Raw genomic sequence first — 24,196 nt, 5'->3', positions numbered from 1 at the left:
CAGCGTCCACGGACCCGAACATCTGCGCGCGGTCGAGGACGAGATCAACGCCCGCCCCCGACTGGTCCTGGCCGACCACACACCAGCCGCGCTATTCGAGGCGTTGCTAGCCTCCCCCGACCAGCAATGTTGCGACGTTGGCTAGAGGCCGCCCGGCCGGGCCGTTGACCCTGCGCCGCGGCAACTATCCGATCACCGGGACCCACGGCGCGATGCTCGTCGTCCACTACGCCGTCGCGGGCAGCGACGACGCCGAGCGGCTCGCGCGGCTCACCCGATGATCGGGGGTCCTGACGGGACCCCCGCACCGCGGTTCCGGAGCGGGCAGGCTCGACGCCACCCGACCGGAAGGACACGACCCGACGTGAGCCCCCTCGCCCTGATCACCGGCGCCACCTCCGGCATCGGGAAGGCCTTCGCCGAACGCCTGGCCGCCGACGGCCACGACCTCGTGCTGGTCGGCCGCAACACGGAGCGACTCGACGCGTTCGTCGCCGAGCACCCGGAGCGCGCGGTCGAGACGGTCGCCGCGGATCTGGCGACCGACGACGGCGTCGGACAGGTCGCCGACGTCGTCGCGAACCGGCCGCTGGATCTGCTGGTCAACAACGCCGGCGTCGCGCACTACATGCCGCTCGCCGACCTGCCGGTGGACAAGGCCCGCGAGCTGCTGGGCGTCAAGGTCGTCGCCCCGACGATGCTCTCCCGCGCCGCGGTCGGCGGCATGATCGAGCGCGGGAGCGGGGCGATCGTCAACGTCGCCGGCATGATCGCCTTCAGCGGCCCGGCCGCGGCGTCGGTGATGCCCCGCCGCGCGGTCTACGGCGGCGCGCTCGCCCACCTCGTCGCGTTCTCGCAGCTGCTCGCCGCGGAGCTCGAGGACACCGGGGTGAAGATCCAGGTGCTCTGCCCGGGAGTCGTCGCCACCGAGTTCCACCAGCGCCAGGGCGTGGACCTGAGCGCGGTGCCGCGGATGAGCGCCGACGACGTCGTCACGGCGGGCCTGCGGGGGCTCGAGCTCGGCGAGGTCGTCTGCGCACCCGGCGTCGAGGACACCGCCCTCCTCGACGCGGTGTCCTCCGCCGACCTCGCGGCCTTCGGCGGCCAGAGCCCCCGGCTCGCGGCGCGCTACCGCGCCTGAGGCGGCGTCACTCCCGGGGCCGGAACGGACAGCGCGGCCCCGTGTCGTCATCGCGGTCGTGCAGGAAGTACTGCCGCCACTCGCGGTTGTCGGGCGAGCCGTAGTCGCCGAGGTGCTCCGACGCCGGAACGTCGTCGTAGCGCGCCAACCGACGCCGGATCACCTTCCGCGCGGCCTGCCCCTGACGGGTCTCGGGGCCGATGCCGTCGAAGACCCAGCGCGGCTGGAAGGTGATCGTGAACGACGGGCTGTGCCGCGAGAGGCGTTCCTTGTGGGCGGGGGTGTTGCAGACGACGAAGATCGACGTCCCGCCGAAGGAGAACTCCCACCACGGGTCCTCCGGGTCGGCGGGGACGTCGGCGGGCCAGCGCTCGGGGTCGGTGTCGTGCAGGCGCTGCAGGATCGACCAGAACAGGGCGCTGTACTCGGCCAGCGTGCGGTCGCTCTCCTCCGGCCGGAAGATCACGACCAGCGACGTGTCCTTCGACAGGTGCTCGTACCCGTCGAGGTAGTGCCGCAGGACGTCCCGGAGCCGGTCGCACGCGGCCGCGTCGTCGGGGTCGTCGAGGAAGGCGAGCCGCAACGTCTGCTTGCGGGCCGCGGACACCGCGAACGTGCAGGGGAAGGGCTCGTCGGACGAGAGCAGCGTCCCGATCATGTCCGCGAGCAGCGGCTCGCCCCACGCGGGCAACTCGCCGATCACCATGTCGCGGACGGTGTCCGACGACGTCCCCGGGCACGGGCCCCCGCGTCGGTCGGGATCGTCGGGCCGCTCCGGCTGTGCAGTGCTCATCGCTGGCTCCTCTTCGAACCGTGGGTGCGGGTCAGAGGAACTGCGCGAGCATCTCGTCCGGGATGATCGGCTGGTGATAGGTGCACTCACCGGACAGCACGGTCGAGCCGTGCAGCCGTGACACCGGGATGAGGAGCTTGTCGCCCTCGTTCAGCTCGATCTTGTGTGTGGTGTTGTTCCAGAAGTGCATCTGGCCGCGCTCGATCATCACGAGCCGGTGCTCGTTGTGGACGTGCGTCGTCGAGGTCTCCTCGTTGGACTCGACGAACGTGTCGAGATCGACCTCGATGTTCTCGTTGGAGAGGTGCTGGTCGATCTTCTCGGCCTTCTCCTGGTATTCCTCGATCCGGTCCGCCCAGCTCACCTGGTCGGCGAGGTCGCGATCCCAGAGCCCGGCGAACCACCGCGCCTGCGCGAAACCGGCCCGGAAGTCGTCGACCACGACGTCGCCGAATGCGGCCTGCAGCGGCGTCAGGATCTCCTCGACGAGGCGCCCGAGGGCGGCGCCGTCCACGTCGGCGACGGCGAACGGGTCGGCGCCGGGGGCGAGGTCGGCGCCGAGACCCTCGGCCAGCACGGCGGACAGCGGGGCGTCCGTGACGGCCTGGTCGAGCAGTTCGTGGACCAGCGCGCCGAGCGCGGCCACCTGGTGCTCCGGGGCCCGCGAGAGGTGCTGGAGGTGGTTGCCGCGCCCGAGCGACGACCCGAGCCAGAGCTGCCAGTACGCGGCGGCGCCGGGGCGCAGGTCGGCGGTCGCGAGCAGCGAGCGCCACGCGGGGGCCTGCTCGACCCACCGGCGGTACCGCTCCACCGCGATCCGGCGCAGGCCCGGGTGGGCCTCGTCGTACTCGCCCAGCGCGAGCCCGCCCCACGCGCCGGCCGCGGCCGGGCGGTACGCGGCGATCTGCAGCAGCACGAAGTTCGCGGACTCGGCGCGGTGCTTCGTCGCCCGCGCGGCCTCGAACGCGGCCCCGGGCTCGGCGGAGCGGCGCTCGTACTCGGCGAGCACCTCGGCGCGGGCGGCGTCGACGCCCGTCCCGGTCGGGGTCGCCAGCTCGGCGAGCGGCGCGAACAGGTGGCGCTCGAGCACCGGGCGGGCCAGCGCGCCGAGCACGCGGTTGCGGGTCGAGTAGAAGTCGGCGGCGTCGTTCCGGCTCGCCTCCGACGACACGGCCGGCAGGAAGTGCCGGTCGGCGTCGTAGACGTTGCGCAGCATCCGGTGCCCGAGCAGCGCGGAGAGCTTGAGCGCCTTCTCGGCCGGCAGCGGCTTGTCGTAGTCCAGCCACTCGAGGTCGTCGGGGCGCACCGGGCGGCGGTACGGGTCGTCCTCGGTGGTCAGCTCCTCCCACTCGGCCGCGCGGAAGGCCTGGTTGGCGGCGAAGGCCTTCACGACGTCGTTGGGGTCCCCGGTGCCGAGCACGGCGGCGAGGTCGGTGAAGGCGGTGACGTCGGCGGGATCGGGGATCGGTGCGGGCACGGCGGACTCCAGGGATCGGTCGAGGGCGTGCAGGGACGCGGAGCATCGGGCGGGGCCCGGCTCCGGGTGATCGGTGCGGTTGTGCGCCCGGGTCAGACGGCGTCGGGGACGACCGCCCGGGAGGCGGTGCGGTCGAGCGCGCCCACCACGCGGGCCGTCGTCGTGGCCACCCCGGCGCGGCGCGCGACGTAGCGCACGGCCATGAGGTGGTCCTCGAGCGAGAAGTCGGCGACCGCGTCGGCTACCAGGAACGCCTGGACGTCGCGCATGAAGGCCTCGGTGGCCGTCGTCTGACAGCCGATGTGGGCGTAGATCCCGGTGACCACCAGCTGGTCGCGGCCCCAGGCGCCGAGCAGGTCGCCCAGCTCGGTGTGCAGGAAGGCGCTGTAGCGCCACTTGGTCATGAAGCGGTCGTCGGCCGTGGGCGCCAGGGACTCGACGATGCCGCCGTCGCCCGCGGCGATGCCGTGGCCCCACATCTCGAGCTGCAGGCCGCGCTGGGTGGGGCTCTGGTTCTCCGGCTGGGCGCTGTAGACGACCGGCACCCCGGCCTCGTGGCACGCGTCGCGGATCCGCGCGATGTTGCCGACGAGGTCGGCGACCAGCGGGCGCGCCGCCGCGTAGGCCCGCAGGAAGTGGTGCTGCATGTCGTGGATCAGCAGCACTGCCCGGTCCGGGTCGACCGACCAGGGCACCCGGGGTTCGGGGAGGTCGGTCTCGCCGGGCATCGGGTAGGAGTCGATGACGGGCAGGGGCATCAGATCACCTCGGCGTGGTCGACGGCGGGGGCGCGGAACCAGCCGGCGACGGCCGCGCGCAGGTCGGAGCGATGGGTCTTGCCGACCCCGGTGGCGGGCAGCGCGTCGACGAACTCGACGCGGTCGGGGACCTTGAAGTCGGCGACGCCGCGGCCGCGCACGAACGCGCGCAGGTCGGCGGCGCTGGGAGCCGGGTCCTCCGTGCCGCGCAGCACGACGACCGCGCAGCTGCGCTCGCCGAGGAACGCGTCGTGGACCGCGACGACCGCGGCGTCGTGCACGCGCGGGTGGGCGATGAGGTGGTCCTCGATCTCCTCCGCGGCGATCTTGTCCCCGCCGCGGTTGATCTGGTCCTTCGCCCGGCCCTCCACCACGAGGTTGCCGTCGGCGAGGCGGCGGACGCGGTCCCCGGTCCGGTAGAAGCCGTCGGGGGTGAACACCCGCGCGTTGTGCTCGTCGGCGCGGTAGTAGCCGCAGATCGTGTAGGGGCCGCGGGTGAGCAGGTGGCCCTCGGCGCCGTCGGGGACGTCGCGGTCCTCGTCGTCGACCACCCGGACCTCGTCGTCGGGCGAGATCGGCCGTCCCTGGGTGAGGCGGACGACGTCGTCGGGATCGTCGAGGCGGGTGTAGTTGACCAGCCCCTCGGCCATGCCGAAGACCTGCTGGAGCGGGGCGCCGAGCGTCTGCGGGATGCGCGCGGCGAGCTCGGGGGTGCACTTCGCGCCGCCGACCTGCACCAGCCGCAGGCTCGAGAGGTCGCGCGTGCCCGAGGCCGCGGCGGCGGTCCAGACGAGCGCCAGCGGCGGGACGAGCGCGACGTCGGTGACGCGCTCGGCCTCGATCAGCGGGAAGCAGGTCGTCGGGCTGGGGTCGGGCGCCAGCACCACGGTGCCGCCGGCGTGGAGCGCGCCGAGGATGCCCGGCGAGGACATCGGGAAGTTGTGCGCGACGGGCAGGACGACGAGCTGGACGGTGTCCGGCCCCAGCCCGCAGATCCGGGCGCTCTCGCGGACGCTGTAGAGGTAGTCGTCGTGGGTGCGCGGGATGAGCTTCGGGATGCCGGTGCTCCCGCCGGAGAGCTGCAGGAAGGCGACCTCGTCGGCGTCGGGCTCCGGCAGTCGGCGGGGCGGCGCGGCACGGAGGTCGGCCAGCCCCGTGACCCTCGGATCCGACGATCCGACGGTCGCTCCGGTGAGCACGATCCGCCGCACCGACGGCACCCGGTCGGCCACCGCCACCGCGCGGTCGACGGCGGCCGGATCGGTCCCGTCGACGACGACCGCGACCGCCTCGCCGAGCGCGGCGAAATGGGTCAGCTCGGTCTCGCGGTGCGCGGGCAGCGCGAACACCGGCAGCGCGCCGGACCGGAAGAGCGCGAACACCACTTCGACGAACTCGGCGGTGTTGGGGAGGGCCACGACGACCCGGTCGCGGGCACGCACGCCGTTGTCGACGAGCCCGGTGGCCGTCGCGTCGACCCGCGCGTCGAGCTCGGCGTAGGTCCAGCGGTCCGCACCCCCGATGACGGCGAGCCGGTCCGGCCAGGTCGTGGCGGACGCGCGGAGCAGTGCGCCGTGCGACTCGCTCCGCCAGTACCCGAGCTCCCGGTAGCGGCGGGCGCGCTCCGGCGGGAACGGCGTGAACCCGGGCAGCGGGCTCATCGGTCGACCCCGTCCACCCCGAGCGCGGCCAGGATGGTCCCGAGCTTGGCGCGGGTCTCGGCGAGCTCGGCGTCGGGTGAGGATCCCGCGACGATGCCGGCGCCCGCGTGCACGCGGGCGCGCTTCCCGGCGAGCTCGCCGCAGCGCAGCGCGACGACCCACTCGCCGTTCCCGTCGAGGTCACCCCAGCCCAGGAGCCCGGCGTAGAACCCGCGGGCGGTCGGCTCGATGCGGGAGATCAGGTCGTGGGCCGCGGCGCGCGGGGCCCCGCAGACCGCGGGCGTGGGGTGCAGGGCGAGCCCGAGCCCCAGGGCGGACGACTCGGGATCGTCGGGGTCGGCCAGGGTGCCGGTGACGTGCGTCGAGAGGTGCCAGAGCCGCGAGGTGGACGTCAGCTCGGGCTCGGCGGGGACGTCGAGGTGCGAGCAGAACGGCTCGAGTGCCCGGGCGACGGCGTCGACCACCAGGGCGTGCTCGTGGCGGTCCTTCGGGGAGACGAGCAGGGTGCGCGCGACCTGGGCGTCGGTGTCCGGGTCGGGGTGGCGCGGCGCGGTGCCGGCCAGCGGGTTCGCGGTCACGCGGTCGCCGTCGCGGGAGACCAGCAGTTCGGGGCTGGCCCCGGCGAGGGTGCGGGGAGCGAGGCCGGCCGTGTCGGCGTCGGGCTCGAGGTCGACGGCGAACAGGTAGCCCGTCGGGTCGCCGCGGTGCAGCGCGTCCAGCACCCGGACCGGGTCGATGTCGTCGTCGTACTCCACCGCGAGCGAACGGGCGAGCACCACCTTGTCGATCGCGCCGCCGTCGATCGCGGCCAGCGCGTCGCGGACCATCGCGCGGTAGCGCGCGGGCTTCGGCAGGGCACGCACCCGGGCCGGGGCCGGCATCGGGGCGCCGCGTCCAGCACCGGTCGGGGCCGCCGTGCGGGCCGGCGCCCACCGCACGTGCTCGGGGACCCGGAGCATGGTCCGCTCCGAGTCCTCGAAGGGCACCGCGCCGACGATGAGCGGCCCGTCCTGCGCGCGCAGCAGGGCGTGCACCCGGGCCGGGAGCCCGCCGTCGCCGGCCGGATCGGTCAGCACCGCCCGGGTTCCCTCGGTGAGGACGGTGCGACAGGGACCGGCGAGCAGGGTCGTCCCGGGCCGGTAGTCCGAGATGAGGGTGTCGTCGTCGGGGACCGTGCCGACGAGGCCGGGACCGCTGGCTGGACTCACGCGAGGCTCCGTTCGCTGTCGCGGGGACGACGGTCGTGCTCAGTCGGTGGCGGCGCCCGTCGTCGCGGCGGTGACGAGCTCGGCCCACCGGCCGAGCCGGGGGTCCTGGACGAAGTCGACGAAGTCGAGCTCGACCCCGGGGCCCGACCAGCCCTGGAGCAGGCTCATCAGGCGGATCGAGTCCAGCCCGAGGTCGGTGAGGTCCTCCTCGTCCCCGACGGCGTCGGCTTCCCGGTCGAGCAGGCGGGCGACGTCGCCGCGGAGGCGGGCGAGCACGTCCGCGGACGCCTGCGGCGCCCGGGGTGACTCGTGGCCGGACGTCGGCGACGTCGTCATCGCGATCAGCTCCTCGTCATCGCCCATCACCCGGTGGTGACGAACTCCGCCACTGTGTGTGTCAGGTCGAGCGCGCTCTGAAGCTAGCTACAAAGGCTAGCCTAAGCAACTCATGAGCGACGCTGATCTCATCTTCGAGTAAAGAAACCGCAAAGCGTCTCGCTCCGGGGCCGAGTGGTGCGCTCACCGGACCGGGCGGCCGCGCCAGGCAGGATGGACCGGTGCGACGACAGGCCGTGGTCGGTGAGCTCGGCGTCTTCCCCGTGAAGTCCCTGCGGGGGCTCGACGTGGACAGCGCGGAGGTGCGCCCCTGGGGGTACGAGGGGGACCGGCGCTGGATGGTGGTCGATCCGCAGGGCCGGTTCGTCACCCAGCGCAGCACGCCGGCGATGGCACTCGTCGGCACCGTGCGGCGCGCGGACGGGCTCGTCGAGCTGCGCGCCGCGGGCGCCGACCCGATGCCGCTGGTGCCCACCGGCCCGGAGACCACGGTGAGCGTGTGGCGCGACGAGGTGCGGGCCGTCCGGGGCTCGCCCGAGGCGGACCGCTGGCTCTCCACCGCGCTCGGGCGGGACGTGACCCTGGTCCACCTGGCGCACCCGGCGTCGGCGCGTCCGATCGACCCGGACTACGCCGAGCCCGGCGAGTCGGTCAGCTTCGCCGACGGCTTCCCGCTGCTGGTGACGAACCGCGCCTCGCTCGCGGTGCTGAACGGCTGGCAGCGCGAGGCGGGGGCCCGGGTGCTGCCGATGGACCGGTTCCGGCCGTCGCTGGTCGTCGACACGGACGAACCGTGGGCGGAGGACCACTGGACCGTGATCGCGGTCGGCGAGGTCACGCTGCGCCTGGTCAAGCCCTGCGCCCGCTGCGTCATGACCTCCGTCGTGCCGGAGACCGGGACCGTGGAGCCGGGCGGGCCGCTGCGCCAGCTCGGGAGGCACCGACCGGGCGTGAGCTTCGGGGTGAACGCGATCCCGTCGACGACGGGGACGGTGCGGGTCGGCGACGAGGTGGTCGTCCTCGAGCGTCGGGACGAGCACCCCGTCAGCGCGGCGTCGAATCCCCCGTCGCTGCGCTCGCCCCGGTCACGCCTCAGGCCTTGAGCGTGCCCGCCAGCGCCGGGATCACGTTGTCGATCGACCACTGCAGGCTGACCGCCGAGGGGAACGCGATCGACTGCGCCTGCACCGGGGTGAGCGGCAGGTAGCGCCCCGCCGCCACGGCCGGGAGCGCCGGGAAGCCCGGCTGGGACCTCAGCAGCGCGAGCGAACTCGGCGGGCCCGTGGCCGTCACCAGGTCGGCGTCGACGAGGCCGAGGCGCTCCCAGCTCAGCAGCGCACGGCCGGGGATGCTCGAGGTCGGCTGCGACGCGAGCGCGGGGGCGATCTTCAGTCCGAGCGAGGAGAGGAACTGGGCCGAGGCGTCCTCGTTCGAGTTGACGACGTAGAAGCCCGACGGCTGCGGCGTGACGATCAGGCTGAACGTCTTCCCGTTCAGCCCGGGGTGCGACGCGGCGGCCGCCTGGATGCGGGACTGGGTCTCGTTGATCAGCGCTTCGCCCTGCTCCTTCACCCCCAGCGCCGTCGCGACCGAGCGCTGGCCCTGCTGCCAGGTCTCGGAGTTCGGCGCCTGCTGGTAGGTCACCACCGGCGCGAACTGCGAGAGCTGGGCGTAGCTGCGGTCGAGGTTGTAGTCCTTGGTCGCGAGGATCAGGTCGGGCTTCAGCGCGGCGACCGCCTCGACCGGGTCGTCGTTCGCGACGTCGAACAGCGTCGGGGTCGCCCCGTTCAGCCGGGCCTGGGTCCAGGGCTCGATCCCGGTCTGCTGGGTCGGCACCCGGGGCATGCCCACCGGCACGATGCCGAGGCCGAGCGCCAGGTCGGCGTCGGTCCAGGACATCGCGACGACGCGCAGCGGCTTGGCCGGCACCGTCGTGCTGCCGAACTTGCCGGTCACGGTCGCCGGGAAGGCGCCTCCCGACCCACCCGCGGCGGGCGCGTCGCCCCCTCCCGAGGAGCAGGCCGCCCCGAGCAGGGCGAGGACGCCGAGCAGGACGGCGATCACCGTGCCGCGGGCGGACGACCGGGGCCGGCGTGGGGTGGACGGGAGGTCGGCGTCCTCGCCGACGACACGGGCGCTGGACGCGCCGAACGTAAAATCGGGCCGCATAGTGAGGGAAGGCTTGCTTATTTCATGAGCCGACACAAGTGTCGAAGTGAGGCGCTCGCCACGGCAGCTGCACTCTTCCCTCTTAGGTGAGGCTGCGCTATCTCTTGAGCACGGTGCGTGACAGAGTGGGTCCGTCACCGTGAGCGCCGGAGGGAGCAGGGGGGCCGTGACGCGATGACCGCAGGACGGACGACCACCCGGGGAGCCGGGGCGGACGCGGAGCGCCCGGGGGTCCTGCCGGACGACCCCTCCCCCGGGTCACCGCCGGCGGCGCACGGCCTGGTGATCGACGGGCGACCGTTGCCGGCGCTCGACGCGCCCGATGCGCGCGGGGTGCTGCGCCGGGCCGTCCGCGGCCAGGCCCGCTTCGTCGTGCCGGCCTCGGTCTTCGCGATGGTGCACCAGGCCTGCGAGGCGGCCGTGCCCGTCCTCATCGGCATCACGGTCGACCGGGCGATCGCGCAGCACAGCCTCCCGTCGCTGCTGGTCACCCTCGGCGCGATGGTCGTGCTCTTCCTCGTGCTCACCAGCTCGATGCGCGCCGGCGGCCGGCTCGTCCGCCGGGCCACCCAGGGCGCCGGGCACGAGATGCGCGTCCGGGTCGCGTCACGCGTCCTGGACCCGCGGGGCACCGAGCCGGGGACGGTGAAGACCGGCGAGCTGCTCTCCACGGCCACGTCCGACGCCCAGCGCGTCGGCATGGTCAACGCGGCGGTGTGGACCGCGGCGGGCGCCGCCGCTGCCCTCGTCGTCGGCGCCGCTCTGCTGGTCCAGGCGTCGGTGCTGCTCGGCCTCGTCGTGATCCTCGGGCTGGTCCCGGTGTCCCTGCTGACCACGTTGATCTCCCGGCCGCTGGTGCGGCGCAGCGCCGTCGAGCAGGCGGCCGCCGCGCGCGCCGCGGGCACCGCGACCGACTTCCTCGCCGGCCTGCGGGTCCTCAAGGGGCTGGGCGCCGAGGCCGTCGCCGCCGCCCGGTACGCAGCGGCGAGCGCGACGTCGCGGGACGCGGCGATCCGGGCGGCCGTCGTCATCGCGCTGCGCACGGCGGTGGTGACCGCGCTGACCGGGCTCTTCCTCGCCGTCGTCGCCTTCCTCGGGGCGCGTCTCGCGCTCACCGGGCAGATCAGCGTCGGCGAGTTCATCAGCGCGCTGGGCCTCACCCAGTTCCTGCTCGGCCCGTTCACCCGGATCGCCGCGGTCGGCGCCCAGATCGCCCGGGCCCGGGCATCGGCCGGCCGGATCGCCGACGTCCTCGCCGCGCCGGCCGCGGTTCCGGCCGGCGGGGTGTTCTCGCTCCCGCCGGGCCCGCTCGCCCTCGAGGTGCACGGGGTCGGCGGGCGTCTCGACCTGGTGGTGCTCGCGGGCGAGCGCGTCGGGATCGTGGTGTCCGACGCCGAGTCCCGCGCCGCGGTCGAGACCCTGCTGACCTGCCTGGCCCGCGAGGCCGACCCGGAGCGGGGCACCATCAGGCTCGGCGGGGTCGACCTCGACGACGTCGACCCCGTCGCCGCCCGGGAGCGCCTGCTCGTGGCCCACCACGACGCGGTGCTCTTCACCGGCACGCTGGCCGAGAACCTCGGGCTCGGCGTCCCGGGGCTCGACGAGGCTGCGGTCCGTCGCGCCGTCCGCGCCGCCGACGCCGACCAGGTCGCCGAGGTCGTCCCGGGCGGGTACGACGCGGTGCTCACCGAGCGCGGGCGCTCGCTCTCCGGCGGGCAGCGCCAGCGGGTCGCGCTCGCCCGCGCCCTCGCCGCCGACACCGACGTGCTCGTCCTGGCCGACCCCACCACCGGCGTCGACGGCGTCACCGAGGCCCTGATCGCCGAGCGGGTCGCCGCCCTGCGCGCCGGCCGCACGACGCTGACGGTCACCCGCAGCCCCGCGCTGCTGGCCGGCACCGACCGCGTCGTCGTGATCAGCGGCGGCCGCGTGCGCGCCGAAGGGACCCACGCCGAGCTCGCCGGCATCGACGCCGCCTACCGGGAGCTGGTGCTGCGATGACGGACCTGCTGCCCACCGCGAGCCCCACGCAGACCCGCGCCGAGGCCCGCGCCGTGCTGCGGCCGCAGCGCGGCCTCGTCGTCGCCACGCTCGCCACCCTCGTCGTCGGGACCGTCCTGGGGCTGGTCGGGCCGCGCGTCCTCGGCCACATGATCGACCTGGTGCTGCACGGCGGGACGACGACGGCGCTGGCGGTCTCGGCCGGGGTCCTGCTGCTCGCCTCGCTGGGCCAGGCGCTGTTCACCGGCGCCGGGTCCGCGCTCATGGCCCGTCTCGGCCAGACCGCGGTGGCCTCGGTGCGCGAGCGGGTGGTGGACCGGGCGCTGCGGGTGCCCTCCCCCGAGCTGGAGCGCACCGGCAGCGGGGACCTCGTCGCCCGCGTCTCCGGGGACGTCGAGTCGGTCAACGACGCGGTCTCCGGCGTCTTCCCCACCCTCGTCGAGGCCGCGTTGCTGGTCGCGCTGACGCTGGTCGCGCTGCTGGTCCTGGACTGGCGCTTCGCGGTCGCCGGGCTGCTGGCGGTGCCGCTGCAAGCAGTCGCGCTGCGCTGGTTCCTGCGCACCGTGGTCCCGGTGACCCACGCCGAGCGGATCGCCGAGGGGGCCCGCGCCCAGCAGATCCTGGATTCGGTCGACGGGGCCGACACCGTCCGCGCCCACTGCGCCTCCGACGAGCACGTCGCCCGCATCGCGGCCCGCTCGGACGACGCGCGCGTCCTCTCCATCCGGCTCGCCGCGGTGCAGCGCCGCTTCTTCGGCAAGCTCAACTACGGCGAGGTCGTCGGGCTCTGCGCGATCCTCGCCGTCGGGTACGTCCTGGTCGGTAACGGCTCGGCGACGGTCGGCGCCGCGTCCGCCGCGGCGCTGTACTTCCACCGCCTGTTCGACCCGTTCAACCAGCTCCTCGGGCTCTTCGACGACGCCCAGACCGCCGGCGCGGCGTTCGCCCGGCTGGTCGGCGTCGCGGCGATGCCCGAGCGGCCCGCCCCCGCCGAGGGGCCGCGGCCGGAGGCGGGGAGCGTCGGGATCGCGGCGCGCGAGGTGTCGTTCCGCTACTCCGACGACGGACCCGACGTCCTGCGCGACGTGGACCTCGTCGTCGAGCCCGGGAAACGCGTCGCCGTCGTCGGGACCACCGGCGCGGGCAAGACGACGCTGGTCGGGCTCGTCGCCGGGCTGCACCGCACCGACCGCGGCGCGATCCGGCTCGGCGGGGTGGCGGTCGACGACCTCGGGCCGCGGACGCTGCGCCGGACCGCGGCCGTGGTCTCCCAGGAGACGCACGTCTTCGCCGGCACCCTGGCCGACGATCTCCGGCTGGCCGCACCCGACGCCGACGACGACGAGCTGCTGGCCGCGCTGGAGCGGGTCGGCGCCGGCGAGTGGGTGGCGAGCCTGCCCGAGGGGCTGGAGACGCGGGTGGGCAAGGGCGGTCGGCCGGTCGACGCCGCCCGCGCCGAGCAGCTCGCGCTCGCCCGGCTGGTGCTCGGCGACCCGCCGGTGGCCCTGCTCGACGAGGCCACGGCGGAGGCGGGCAGCACCGGCGCGCGCGTCCTCGAGGCCTCCGCCGACGCCGCGCTGCACGGGCGCACCGCCCTCGTCGTCGCCCACCGCCTCACCCAGGCCGCGACGGCCGACCGGGTCGTCGTCCTCGACGCGGGCCGCGTCGTGGAGCACGGCACGCACGCCGACCTGCTCGCCGCGGGCGGGCGCTACGCCCACCTCTGGCAGGCGTGGTCGGCCGCCCACGACCGGCCCGCGCCGCCATCCCCGACCTCACCGGAGGACCGATGAGCACCCCGGCACCGACGCCCCAGCACCGCGTGGTCCGCAACGACGAGGAGCAGTACTCGGTCTGGCCGCTCGACCGCGAGCTCCCCGCGGGCTGGCACGAGGCCGGTCACCGCGGCACGCGGGAGGACTGCCTGGCCCACGTCGGACGCGTCTGGACCGACCTGCGGCCGGCGAGCCTGCGCCGGCGTCAGGAGGGTGACCGGTGAGCGCGGGACCCGTGGTCGCGCCCGCCGGCCGACGGCTGCCGCTGTCGGACGCCCAGGCCGCGGTCTGGTACGCGCAGCGCATCGACTGCACCGACCCGACGTTCGTGGTCGCCGAGTACGCCGACCTGGAGGGATCGCTCGATCCGGAGCTGGTCGCCCGGGCCGTCGCGCGGGTGGTCACCGAGGCGCCGCAGCTGTGCGCCGTCGTCGATCCGGGACCGGACGGCACGGCGCCCGAGCAGGTCCTCCCGGTCGAGCCGACCGCTGACGTCGCGGTCCACGACCTCCGGCCGGAGGCCGATCCGGAGGCCGCGGCCCGCGGCTGGATGGCCTCCGACCTGCGTCGACCCACCGATCTGGAGTCCGGCCCGATGCTGGAGTCGGCGCTGCTGCGGCTCACCGACCGGCGCTGGTTCTGGTACCTGCGCGCCCATCACCTCACCCTCGACGGCTACGGGTTCGCCCTGCTGTGGCGCCGCCTCGCGGAGGTCGTCGCGGCGCTGCACGACGGGGCGGAGCCCGGCCCGGGTCGCTTCGCGGACCTCGAGGCGCTGCTGGTCGAGGACGCCGCCCGCCGGGCCGGGGGCGACCGCGAGGCGGACGGCGACTGGTGGCGGGCGCACTTCGCCGACCGGCCGGTCCCGACGGTGCTGGGTACCCGTCCGGAACCGGACGACGGCCCGGAGCCGCCGCATCACGCACGGGCCGGGCTCGGGTCGACGGTGCTGGCCGACATCGACGCCCTGGCCGGCGACCGGGGCGTCACCCGCGCCGAGGTGCTGGTCGCCGCGATCGGCGCGTTCGTCCGCCGGGCGACCCCGCCGGGCGCCGACGGAGCGACTGTCCTGGGCGTGCCCGTCATGGGCCGGTCGCGGCCGGTCGGGCTGCGGGTCCCCACGACGACGGCCTCGATCCTCCCGCTGCGGCTCGCTCCCGCCGACGACGACGAGGTGGCCCGGGTCGTCGACGACGCCGCGGCCGCGTTCGGAGACCTGCGCGCCCACCAGGGACACCGCGGCGAGGACCTGCGCCGCGATCTCGGGCTGGTCGGGCGGGACCAGCGCCTGACCGGCCCGGTGGTCAACCTCAAGCCGGACCCGCCGTACCTGCGCCTCGGCGTCGCGTCCGGGCCGGTGCACGCGATCGCGACCGGGCCGGTCGACGACGTCGCGATCACCCCGGTCGGGGAGGAGCTCCTGCTCACCGGCTCGGCGCGCCGGTGGACCGCCGCCGACCTCGACGCGCTCGCCGCCCGCCTGGCCGGGTTCGTGGCGGCCTTCGCCTCCGACGCGAGCGCCACCCTCGGCTCGCTCGAGGTCGCCACCCCCGCCGAGCGGGCCCGCGCGGTGACGCCGCCGGAACCGCACGACGGATCCTGGCCCGCGACGCTGCCGGAGGTGTTCGCCCGCGGCGCCGCGATCGAGCCGGGGGCGACCGCGCTCGTGGACCCTTCAGGGGCCGGCCTCACCTACGCCGAGCTCGACGCGGAGTCCGCGCGGCTCGCCCGCACCCTGATCGCGGACGGCGTCGGCCCCGGCGACATCGTCGCGCTGGCCCTCGGACAACGCCCCATGTTCGTCGTCGCGGTGCTCGCCGTGCTCCGCGCCGGGGCGACCTACCTGCCGCTGGAGACCGGCCACCCGGCGGAGCGCCTCGCCGCCACCCTCGCCGACGCCGCGCCCGCGCTCGTGCTGACCACGGGCGACCAGACCCTGCCCGGGGACGTCAGGGTCCGGCGCCTCGACGACCCCGCCGACCGCGCCCGCGTCGAGGCCGCCTCGCCGGGACCGCTGACCGACAACGACCGGCTCCGCCCCCCGGATCCCGACGACGGCGCACACCTCATCTACACGTCCGGATCGACCGGGCGACCCAAGGGCGTCCTCGTACCCCATCGCGCGGTCGTCGACCTGCTCGCCTCGACCAGCGCGGGCTTCCGGTTCGGCCCGGACGACGTCTGGACCTGGTTCCACTCCGGCGCGTTCGACTTCTCCGTCTGGGAGCTGTGGGGCCCGCTCGCCCACGGCGCCCGGCTCGTCGTCGTGCCCCCGCCGGTGGCGCGCTCGCCGCGCGAGCTGCTCGACCTGCTCGTCGCGCAGCGGGTCACGGTGCTCAACCAGACCCCGAGCGCGTTCGGCCAGCTCGCCGCGGCCGACGCCGAGCGCCCGGAGGTGGGCGACCGGCTCGCGCTGCGCCTGGTGATCTTCGGCGGCGAGGCGCTGCAGCCGGTCCGCCTGCAGGGCTGGGCCGCGCGCCACGACCCGGCGGCCGTCGCGCTGGTGAACATGTACGGCATCACCGAGACGACGGTGCACGTCACCTGGCACCGGCTCGACGCCGCCGACCTGCGCCGCGGCGACGGGGTGATCGGCCGGCCGCTGCCGGGCCGGTCGATCCGCCTGCTCGACCGCGCCGGACGACTCGTGCCGCCCGGCGCCGTCGGCGAGATCCACGTGGCGGGTGAGGGGCTGGCACGCGGGTACCGGGGCCGTCCCGAACTCACCGCCGCGGCCTTCCGGCCCGACCCGTTCGGCCCGCCGGGCTCGCGCATGTACCGCAGCGGCGACCTCGCCCGCCGGCAGCCCGACGGGACGTTCGTGCACCTCGGGCGGTCCGACGACCAGGTGCAGCTGCGCGGGTACCGCATCGAGCCCGGTGAGGTCGTGGCGGCGCTGCTGGCCCTGCCGGGGGTGACCGACGCCGCCGTCGTGCTGCGCGAGGACCGGGCCGACGACCCGCGGCTGGTGGGCTACGTGATGGGCGCCGATCCCGACCCGAGTTCTCTACGCCGAGCACTCGCCGACGTGCTTCCCGCGCACCAGGTGCCCTCGGCGATCGTCGTGCTCGACGCCCTCCCGGTCACCGCGAACGGCAAGCTCGATCGCGCCGTGCTGCCGGCTCCCGACCTCGACACCGCCGACGACGGCGGGGGCAGCCCGGTCGCCCAGGTGATCGCGGGGCTGTTCGCCGAGATCCTCGGGCTGGTCCGCCCGCCCGGCCGCGACGCCGACTTCTTCGCCCTCGGCGGGCACTCGCTGCTCGCGATGCGGCTCATCGCGCGGGTGCGCTCGGTGCTCGGCGCCGAGCTGGACATCCGGACGGTGTTCACGACGCCGACCCCGGCCGCGATCGCCACCGCGCTCGACGGCGCGGCCCGCCCGGCGCTGACCCGACGGCCGGCGGGCAGCGACCCCGGGCTGTCCCCGGCGCAGCGGCGGATGTGGTTCCGGCAGCAGGTCGACGGCCCGGTCCCCACGTACAACCTGCCGTGGGCCCTGGGCCTGCGCGGTCCGCTAGACGTGGCCGCGCTCGGGGAGGCGGTCTCCGACGTCGTCGCCCGCCACGAGAGCCTGCGGACGGTGTTCCCCGCGCGGCGGGGCGAACCCGGGCACCGGGTGCTCGACCAGGTCCCGCCGATGGCGATCACCCCGGTGACCGCCGAGGAGCTGTCCGCCGCCGTCGCCGCCGCCGCGCGCCGCGGCATCGACCTCGCGCACGAGCCCCCGCTGCGCGCGGAGCTGTTCACGGTGACCGACGACCACGCGGTCCTGCTGCTGGTCGCGCACCACATCGCCTCCGACGACAGCTCGATGCGCCCGCTGGCCGCCGACCTCGGCACCGCGTACCGGGCCCGGTGCGACGGTGCTCCGGGGCTGCCGCCGCTACCGGTGCAGTACCGGGACTACACCGCCTGGCAGGGCGAGCTGCTCGGCGATCCCGACGACGAGGGCTCCCGGCTCGGCCGCGGGCTGGAGTTCTGGACGGCCGCCCTCGACGGGCTCGGCGACCGCATCGAGCTCCCCACCGACCACCCGCGCCCACCCACGGCGAGCGGGCGCGGCGAGCACGTCCGGATCGAGCTCGACCCGGAGCTGCACACCGCACTGCGCACCCTCGCGCGCCGCCACGGCGTGAGCCTGTTCATGGTCCTGCACGCGGCTCTGGCCACCGTCCTGCACCGCCTCGGCGCCGGTGACGACATCGCCGTCGGGACCCCCGTCGCGGGGCGCACCGACGAGGCCCTCGACGAGCTCGTCGGGTTCTTCGTCAACACGCTGGTGCTGCGCACCGACCTGTCCGGCGCGCCGTCGTTCGCGGCGCTGCTCGAACGGGTGCGCGACGTCGACCTCGCCGCGTTCGCCCACCAGGACGTGCCGTTCGACCACGTCGTCGAGGCGATCAACCCGCCGCGCGCGCTCGACCGGCACCCGCTGTTCCAGGTGATGCTCTCGCTGGGCTCCGGCGCTCCCGAGGTGGCTCTGCCCGGGCTGACGGTGCGGCCGGAGACGGTCCCGACCGGCACCGCGAAGTTCGACCTGACTGCCTCGCTCGCCCCGCGCGACGGGGCCCTGGTCGGCTACCTCGAGTACGCGACCGACCTGTTCGAGCCCGCCGGGGCCACGGCGATCGCGGACCGGTTCAAGCGCGTGCTGCGCGCGGTGGCCGCCGACCCCGACGTCGCGATCGAGGCCGTCGACGTGCTCGGGGCTGACGAGCGCCGGATGCTCGTCCACGAGTGGAACGACACCGACGCCCCGGTCCCGCCGGACTCGGTCGTCGACATGATCGCCGCGGCGACCCGCCTCGACCCGGACGCACCCGCCGTCGTGTACGAGGGTCTGACGCTGAGCTACCGCGAGCTCGACGTCCGGTCCAACCGGCTCGCGCACCGGCTGGCCGGGCTCGGCGTCGGGCCCGAGCGCACGGTCGGCATCCACCTCGAGCGGGGCGTCGAGCTCGTCGTCGGGCTGGTCGCCGTGCTCAAGGCGGGCGCGGCGTTCGTGCCGCTCGACCAGGACTGGCCGGCGGCCCGGACCGCGGAGGTCGCGCACGCAGCCCGGCTGCGCGCGGTGCTCTCCCATCCCGATCCATCGCGCCCGGACGGGCCGACCGGCGACCCGGCGATCGCGGTCGTCGACCCACTCGACCCGACCCTCGACGACGAACCGATCACGCCGCTCGACGTCGTGATCGACCCCGACTCGCTGGCGTACGTGATCTACACCAGCGGCTCCACCGGCACCCCGAAGGGCGCCATGATCCGGCACGAGGCGGTCAGCAACCGGCTGCCGTGGCAGGTCGGGCTGCTGGAGCTGGGACCCGACGACGGGGTGCTGTTCAAGGCCCCGCTGACCTTCGACATCTCGGTGAACGAGGTGCTGCTGCCGCTGGTGGTCGGCGCCCGGCTGGTGGTCGCGGTGCCCGGCGGCGAGCGCGACGTGTCCTACCTGCTCGACCTGGTCGCGGCGCAACGGGTCACGTTCGTCTATCTGGTCTCGACGATGCTCGACCTGATGCTCGAGCACGACGACGTCGGGGTGCGGGCACGGTCGCTGCGGCACGTCTGGTGCGGGGGCGAGGTGCTGACCCCGGAGCTGCACCGGCGGTTCACCGATCGGCTCGGGGCGAGCGAAGCGACGGGGAGGGTGTCCGGCGCGACGATGTACCACGGCTACGGGCCGGCCGAGGCGACGATCGGGGTGACCTGCCAGGTCTACCGCGGCGAGCACGGCGGCGGCATCACGATCGGCCGGCCTAACCCGAACGCCCGGGTCCACGTGCTCGACGCCGCGATGAACCCGGTCCCGGTCGGGGTGCCCGGCGAGCTGTACCTCGGTGGCGTCCCGCTGGGCCGCGGCTACCTCGACGACCCGGTGCGCACCGCCGACCGCTTCGTCCCCGATCCGGTCTCCGGCCGTCCGGGCGAACGGCTCTACGCGACCGGCGACCTGGCCCGGCTGCGCCCCGACGGCAACGTCGAGTTCCTCGGCCGCGTCGACAACCAGGTCAAGATCCGCGGGATGCGCGTCGAGCTCGAGGAGATCGAGGCGGTCCTCGGGCGCGATGACGCGGTCCGGCAGGCCGTGGTGCTGCTCGCCGCGGACGGTGGATCGCTGCGGGCGTTCGTCACCTCGGGAGAAGCCACCGCCGACACCACCGCCCTGCTCGACTGGGTCGCCGACCGGCTGCCCGCGCACATGGTCCCCGACCGGATCACCGCGGTCCCCCGGTTCCCGCTCATGCCCTCGGGCAAGGTCGACCGCAAGGCTCTGGCCCGGATCCCCACGGAGGAGGCAGGCCGCGAGAGAGCCCCCGTCGAGTCCCCCGGCAACGGCCTCGAGCGCACCGTCGCCGCCGTCTGGGAGGACGTCCTCGGCGTGACCGGGATCGGGGCCGGGGACAACTTCTTCGACCTCGGCGGCCACTCACTGCTGCTGGCGCGGGTGCAGACCCGGCTCCAGCGCGAGATCGGCCACGCGGTGCCGGTCCTCGACCTGTTCAGCCACGCCACGGTGCGCGACCTCGCGACCTACCTCGCCGCGGAGACCACCGGCGGCGGCACCGAGGCGCTCGGGATGCTGCTGCCGCTGCGGCCGATCGACGCGGCCACCCAGGCCGCGCCGGTCTTCTGCTTCCACCCCGCCTCCGGCCTGAGCTGGCCGTTCGCGGGGCTGCGCAAGCACCTCGGCGAGGACGTCCCGCTCTACGGCGTCCAGGCCCGCGGGCTCGACGGCTCCGGTGACGGCTCGGTGCCCTCGTCGATCGAGGAGATGGCGCTCGAGTACCTCGCGGCGATCCGGACCGTCGCGCCGCACGGGCCGTACCGCTTCGTCGGGTGGTCCTTCGGCGGCGTCGTCGCGCACACCCTGGCGACGCTGCTGCAGGAGCAGGGCGAGCAGGTCGAGCTGCTGGCGATGCTCGACTCCTACCCGGCCTACCCCTGGGACCGGCTCGCGGACGACCACGAGCAGCAGGCGCTGCGCTCGCTCCTCTACATGTCGCACTACGACCTGGAGACGCTCCCGCCCGGGCCGCTGGACCGCGCGACGGTGTCCGCCCTGGTTGCCGAGCATGGTGGCGTGCTGGCGGAACTGCCGGACGCGTCGATCGGCCAGGTCATGAGCACGTTCGTGAACTCGGCGGTGCTGCAGCAGCGGATCGCGCACCGGCGGTTCGCCGGCGACGTGCTGTTCTTCACGGCGACGGTCAACCCGATCGACCCGGGGCTCTCGCACGCCGACTGGGCCCCGTACGTCGACGGCACCGTCCGGAACCACGACGTGGCCTGCGAGCACAAGGACATGACGCAGGCCGGTCCGCTGGCGGTGATCGGTCGTCTCCTCGCCGCCGCGATCCCGGCCACTTCCTCGACGCCGAACCCGACCCGGCAGGAGACCTCATGACCGTCACCGGCGAGCGCGCCCGCGCCCTCCCGAACTACGTCTACCGCGTGCTCGAGGTGCTGCGCACCGAGCGGCTCTCCCCGCACCTGCTGCGGGTCACCCTCGGCGGCGACGAGCTCGCCGGGTTCGGCACCGACCGGGTCGGCCCGAACATCAAGGTCTATATCCCCCGCGAGGGCCAGACCCGGCCCGAGATGCCCGAGCCCGACGGCGAGGGCAACCTCCTCTGGCCGCCGGAGGACCGTCGCCCGGTGATGCGCACCTACACCGTGCGCCGCCACGATCCGGAGGCCGGCGAGCTCGACGTCGACTTCGTGGTGCACGGGTCCGGCGTGGCCGGGCTGTGGGCGGAGGCGGCGCGGCCGGGCGATCTCCTCGGGGTCACCGGGCCGGGTGGGAAGACGGTGCGGCCGGCCGACTGGACGGTGCTGGTCGCCGACCTGTCTGGCGCTCCGGCCCTGGCCACGTCTCTGGCCAAGCTGCCCGACGACGCCCGCGGCGTCGCCGTCCTCGGCCTCCCCGACCCCGCCGACGAGCCGCCGCTCCCCCGCCCGCCGGGGGTCGAGCTGCAGATCGTTCCGACCCCGGACGACGACGAGACCGGGCTGGTCGACGCCGTCCGCGGGATCGCCCGCCCGACGTCGGGCACGGTGTTCGCCTGGGTAGCGGCGGAGTCCGAGGTCGTGCGCACCCTGCGGACCCTCCTGCGCGAGGGCTGGGGGCTGGGCCGCGACGAGCAGCTCTGCACCGGCTACTGGCGCCGCGGGCTGACCGAGACCGACTACGACCGGCAGTTCCGCAACGACCGGACGGATCCGTGAGCACGGCGTTCGTCACCGGCGCGGACGGCGGCATCGGCCGCGCGATCGTCGCCGACCTCGCCGCCCGCGGGTACGCGGTGGCCGCCGTCGACCGCACCGCGCCGGTCGTCGAGCACGAGCGCGTTCTCGGGCTCGCCGCGGACGTCGCCGACCCGGCTGCGGTGGAGGCCGCCGTCGAACACGCCGAGAACGCGCTCGGCCCGGTCACCGCCCTGGTGTGCGGGGCGGGCGTCCTGCGCACCGGCCCGGTCCTCGAGACCTCCGACGACGACTGGCGCGCCTGCCTCGACGTCAACGCCACCGGGGTGTTCACCGCCTGCCGGGCCGTCGGGCGGCGCATGGTCGCGCGCGGGGGCGGGTCCGTGGTGACCGTCGCGTCGAACGCCGCGGGGGTGCCCCGCGCGCACATGGCGTCCTACGCCGCCTCGAAGGCCGCGGCGACCGCGTTCACCCGCTCGTTCGGGCTCGAGGTCGCCGCCCACGGCGTCCGCGCCAACGTGGTGTGCCCGGGCTCGACCGACACCCCGATGCTGCGCTCGATGTGGCCGGATCCCGACGACGACCGCTCGCTCGCCGACGTCGTCGCCGGCAGCCCGGAGCTCTACAAGGTCGGCATCCCGCTCGGGCGGGTCGGCGAGCCGGGCGACATCGCCGCCACGGTCGCGTTCCTGCTCTCCGGCGCCGCCCGGCACGTCACCCTGCAGACGCTCTACGTCGACGGCGGCGCGTCACTGGGACCGTGACGTCCCCTTCGGCACGACCATCGGACCCCCGGTGTGCGGGTCGGTGATCACCGAGGCGGCGAGGCCGAAGACCTCGGCGAGCAGCGACTCGGTGAGCACCTCGGCGGGCGTCCCGTCCGCGGCGATGCGACCGCCCTGCATGGCGATGAGCCGGTCGGCGTACCGGGCGGCCAGGTTGAGGTCGTGCAGCACCATGACCACCGTCCGGCCGTCCTCGCGGTGCAGGCGATCGACCAGTTCGAGGACGTCGACTTGGTGGGCGAGGTCGAGGAACGTCGTGGGCTCGTCGAGCAGCAGCAGGTCGGTGCCCTGGGCGAGCACCATCGAGATCCACGCGCGCTGGCGCTGGCCGCCGGAGAGCTCGTCGATCGGCCGCTCGGCGAGGTCGAGGATCCCCGTCCGCTCGAGCGCGTCGGCGACCACGTCCTCGTCGTCGGAGGACCACTGGCGGTACCAGGTCTGGTGCGGGTAGCGGCCGCGCGCCACCAGGTCGCCGACGGTGAGCCCCTCCGGCGCCTGCGGGGACTGCGGCAGCACCCCGAGCACCGTCGCGATCCGCCGGCTCGGGACGTCGCGCAGCGGCTCGCCGTCGAGCAGCACCCGGCCCGCCGTCACCGGCAGCAGCCGTGCCAAGGCGCGCAGCATCGTGGACTTGCCGCACCCGTTGGGGCCGATCACCGCGGTCACGGTGCCGTCGAGGATCTCGAGGTCGAGGCCGGAGACGACGGGCCGGCCGCCGTAGCCGACCTCGATGCCCTCGGCGCGCAGCCGGACCCGCCCGGTGTGCCCGTCGATGACGTCGTCGCCGGTCTGCGTGCTCATCGAGCGGTCTCCCGTCGGCCTCGGGTGATCAGGTAGAGGAGGAACGGCCCGCCGAGCACCGCCGTGACGACGCCGACGGGGGTGCCGATGCCGCTCAGGAGGGTCCGCGCGACGAGGTCGGCGACCACCACCAGCAGCGCGCCGACCACCATCGACGCGATCAGCGGGGGCCGCGCGCTGCGGGTGAGCCGGAGCGCGACCTGCGGAGCGACGAGCGCGACGAACTCGATCGGGCCCGCGGCCGCCGTCGCCACCGCCGCGAGCGCGGCCGCCATCACCAGCATCGTCGTGCGGGCCCGTTCGACCGGGACCCCGAGGCCCCTGGCGGTGTCGTCGCCGAACTGCAGGGCACCGAGTCCGCCGCTCGCAAGCAGCACCGTCGGCACCAGCACGACCAGCGCGATCCCGACCGGGATCACGTGCTCCCACCCGCGCCCGGTCAGCGAGCCGGTGATCCACACCTTGGCCTGCGAGGCCTGCTCGATCCGGGCCACCGCGAGCAGGTAGGAGACCACCGCGGTCAGTCCGAAGCTCACGCCGACCCCGACGAGCACGAGCCGCTGGCTCTCCAGCCCGTTGCGCCAGGCGAGCGCGACCACCAGCAGGCCCGCGCCGAGTCCGCCGACGAGGGCAGCGAGGGGCAGCACCAGGGCGCCGGCCAGACCGCCCGACGGCACGCCGAGCACGATCGCGATCAGCGCGGCGGCGCTCGCGCCCTGGGTGATGCCGGTGATGTCGGGGCTCGCGAGCGGGTTCCGCGCGATCGTCTGCGTCAGCGCCCCGGCCAGGGACAGCGCCGCCCCGACGAGGATCCCGGTGAGGACCTCGGGGAGGCGCAGGTCGAGCACGATCACCGCGGTGGCACGGTCGGACGCGCCGACCAGCGCGGCGAAGACGTCCGCGAACCCGACGGGGTAGTCGCCGACCGTCAGCACGGCCGCCCCGGCGAGGACGACGCCGACGGCCCCGACGGCGACCACGACGACGGGCGGCAGGCGCCACACCGTCGAGAACCGCCCGACGCGGAGCGGTACGCGTCCGGGAACGCGCGTCTCGTGGCCGGCCGTGCGGGTGGTCACGCCG

Annotated in this window: 18 protein-coding genes; 9 read left to right on the top strand and 9 right to left on the bottom strand. The window is 75.1% G+C overall.

All coding sequences use genetic code 11. The features are described from left to right. Positions 1 to 137: 137 nt before the first annotated feature. Together LQ327_RS29985 and LQ327_RS29980 are read left to right on the top strand one after the other, a co-directional pair. Entirely contained in the window at positions 138 to 281 is a 144-nt protein-coding gene (locus LQ327_RS29985; RefSeq protein WP_230739762.1) for a hypothetical protein, read from the top strand. Positions 282 to 364: 83 nt separating this feature from the next. Beyond that, on the top strand, positions 365 to 1,141 hold the full coding sequence (locus tag LQ327_RS29980) for an SDR family NAD(P)-dependent oxidoreductase (protein WP_230739760.1): 777 nt from the start codon (positions 365 to 367) through the stop codon (positions 1,139 to 1,141). 7 nt (positions 1,142 to 1,148) lie between these two features. On the opposite strand, the gene LQ327_RS29975 is transcribed toward LQ327_RS29980, so the two are convergent. The 6 genes from LQ327_RS29975 to LQ327_RS29950 form a co-directional block, all read right to left on the bottom strand. Next, complete coding sequence (locus LQ327_RS29975) at positions 1,149 to 1,934, bottom strand: YqcI/YcgG family protein (RefSeq protein WP_230739758.1); 786 nt, start codon at positions 1,932 to 1,934, stop codon at positions 1,149 to 1,151. Between the two features lie 31 nt (positions 1,935 to 1,965). Continuing rightward, the gene (locus tag LQ327_RS29970) at positions 1,966 to 3,411 is read right to left on the bottom strand and encodes a cupin domain-containing protein (RefSeq protein WP_230739756.1); all 1,446 of its coding nucleotides are present in this window, start codon (positions 3,409 to 3,411) and stop codon (positions 1,966 to 1,968) included. A gap of 92 nt (positions 3,412 to 3,503) precedes the next feature. Then, positions 3,504 to 4,169: an isochorismatase family protein gene (locus LQ327_RS29965; RefSeq protein WP_230739755.1), complete on the bottom strand. Its 666-nt coding sequence runs from the start codon at positions 4,167 to 4,169 to the stop codon at positions 3,504 to 3,506. After that, positions 4,169 to 5,830 (bottom strand): (2,3-dihydroxybenzoyl)adenylate synthase, encoded by a 1,662-nt coding sequence (locus LQ327_RS29960; RefSeq protein WP_230739754.1) that lies wholly within the window; start codon positions 5,828 to 5,830, stop codon positions 4,169 to 4,171. Before LQ327_RS29960 ends, LQ327_RS29965 begins: the two co-directional genes overlap by 1 nt. Then, positions 5,827 to 7,038, bottom strand: a complete 1,212-nt coding sequence (locus LQ327_RS29955; protein WP_230739753.1) for an isochorismate synthase — start codon at positions 7,036 to 7,038, stop codon at positions 5,827 to 5,829. Before LQ327_RS29955 ends, LQ327_RS29960 begins: the two co-directional genes overlap by 4 nt. 39 nt (positions 7,039 to 7,077) lie before the next feature. Continuing rightward, positions 7,078 to 7,401: a phosphopantetheine-binding protein gene (locus LQ327_RS29950; RefSeq protein ID WP_230739752.1), complete on the bottom strand. Its 324-nt coding sequence runs from the start codon at positions 7,399 to 7,401 to the stop codon at positions 7,078 to 7,080. Between the two features lie 194 nt (positions 7,402 to 7,595). On the opposite strand from LQ327_RS29950, the gene LQ327_RS29945 reads away from it, so the two are divergent. After that, a complete protein-coding gene (locus LQ327_RS29945; protein ID WP_230739751.1) occupies positions 7,596 to 8,477 on the top strand; it encodes an MOSC domain-containing protein in 882 nt (293 codons plus the stop codon). On the opposite strand, the gene LQ327_RS29940 is transcribed toward LQ327_RS29945, so the two are convergent. Next, positions 8,467 to 9,543 (bottom strand): iron-siderophore ABC transporter substrate-binding protein, encoded by a 1,077-nt coding sequence (locus LQ327_RS29940; protein WP_230739750.1) that lies wholly within the window; start codon positions 9,541 to 9,543, stop codon positions 8,467 to 8,469. The genes LQ327_RS29945 and LQ327_RS29940 overlap by 11 nt on opposite strands. 174 nt (positions 9,544 to 9,717) lie before the next feature. Between LQ327_RS29940 and LQ327_RS29935 the strand changes: the two genes are divergently transcribed. Genes LQ327_RS29935 through LQ327_RS29910 form a run of 6 tightly spaced genes read left to right on the top strand, consistent with a single transcriptional unit; the run spans position 9,718 to position 22,291 of the window. Then, positions 9,718 to 11,544 carry an ABC transporter transmembrane domain-containing protein gene (locus LQ327_RS29935; protein WP_230739748.1) on the top strand — a complete coding sequence of 609 codons (1,827 nt, stop codon included), beginning with the start codon at positions 9,718 to 9,720 and terminating at the stop codon, positions 11,542 to 11,544. Then, positions 11,541 to 13,337, top strand: coding sequence for an ABC transporter ATP-binding protein (locus LQ327_RS29930; RefSeq protein WP_230739746.1), 1,797 nt, complete (start codon positions 11,541 to 11,543; stop codon positions 13,335 to 13,337). Before LQ327_RS29935 ends, LQ327_RS29930 begins: the two co-directional genes overlap by 4 nt. Then, positions 13,334 to 13,543, top strand: a complete 210-nt coding sequence (locus tag LQ327_RS29925) for an MbtH family protein (protein WP_230739744.1) — start codon at positions 13,334 to 13,336, stop codon at positions 13,541 to 13,543. Before LQ327_RS29930 ends, LQ327_RS29925 begins: the two co-directional genes overlap by 4 nt. Continuing rightward, entirely contained in the window at positions 13,540 to 20,727 is a 7,188-nt protein-coding gene (locus LQ327_RS29920; protein WP_230739742.1) for a non-ribosomal peptide synthetase, read from the top strand. Before LQ327_RS29925 ends, LQ327_RS29920 begins: the two co-directional genes overlap by 4 nt. After that, positions 20,724 to 21,548, top strand: a complete 825-nt coding sequence (locus LQ327_RS29915) for a siderophore-interacting protein (RefSeq protein ID WP_230739740.1) — start codon at positions 20,724 to 20,726, stop codon at positions 21,546 to 21,548. The genes LQ327_RS29920 and LQ327_RS29915 overlap by 4 nt, the downstream gene beginning before the upstream one ends. After that, positions 21,545 to 22,291 (top strand): SDR family NAD(P)-dependent oxidoreductase, encoded by a 747-nt coding sequence (locus LQ327_RS29910; RefSeq protein ID WP_230739739.1) that lies wholly within the window; start codon positions 21,545 to 21,547, stop codon positions 22,289 to 22,291. The genes LQ327_RS29915 and LQ327_RS29910 overlap by 4 nt, the downstream gene beginning before the upstream one ends. Here the strand turns inward: LQ327_RS29910 and LQ327_RS29905 are convergent. After that, the gene (locus tag LQ327_RS29905) at positions 22,277 to 23,113 is read right to left on the bottom strand and encodes an ABC transporter ATP-binding protein (protein ID WP_230739737.1); all 837 of its coding nucleotides are present in this window, start codon (positions 23,111 to 23,113) and stop codon (positions 22,277 to 22,279) included. The two genes, LQ327_RS29910 and LQ327_RS29905, sit on opposite strands and share 15 nt — an antisense overlap. Next, positions 23,110 to 24,192 (bottom strand): FecCD family ABC transporter permease, encoded by a 1,083-nt coding sequence (locus tag LQ327_RS29900; protein WP_230739735.1) that lies wholly within the window; start codon positions 24,190 to 24,192, stop codon positions 23,110 to 23,112. Before LQ327_RS29900 ends, LQ327_RS29905 begins: the two co-directional genes overlap by 4 nt. Between the last annotated feature and the right edge of the window lie 4 nt (positions 24,193 to 24,196).

It is taken from the genome of Actinomycetospora endophytica, from assembly GCF_021026375.1.
In the GTDB taxonomy this organism is placed as follows: domain Bacteria; phylum Actinomycetota; class Actinomycetes; order Mycobacteriales; family Pseudonocardiaceae; genus Actinomycetospora; species Actinomycetospora endophytica.
The sequence above is the reverse complement of the archived record's forward strand: the minus strand, read 5'-3'. Positions and strand labels throughout refer to the sequence as shown.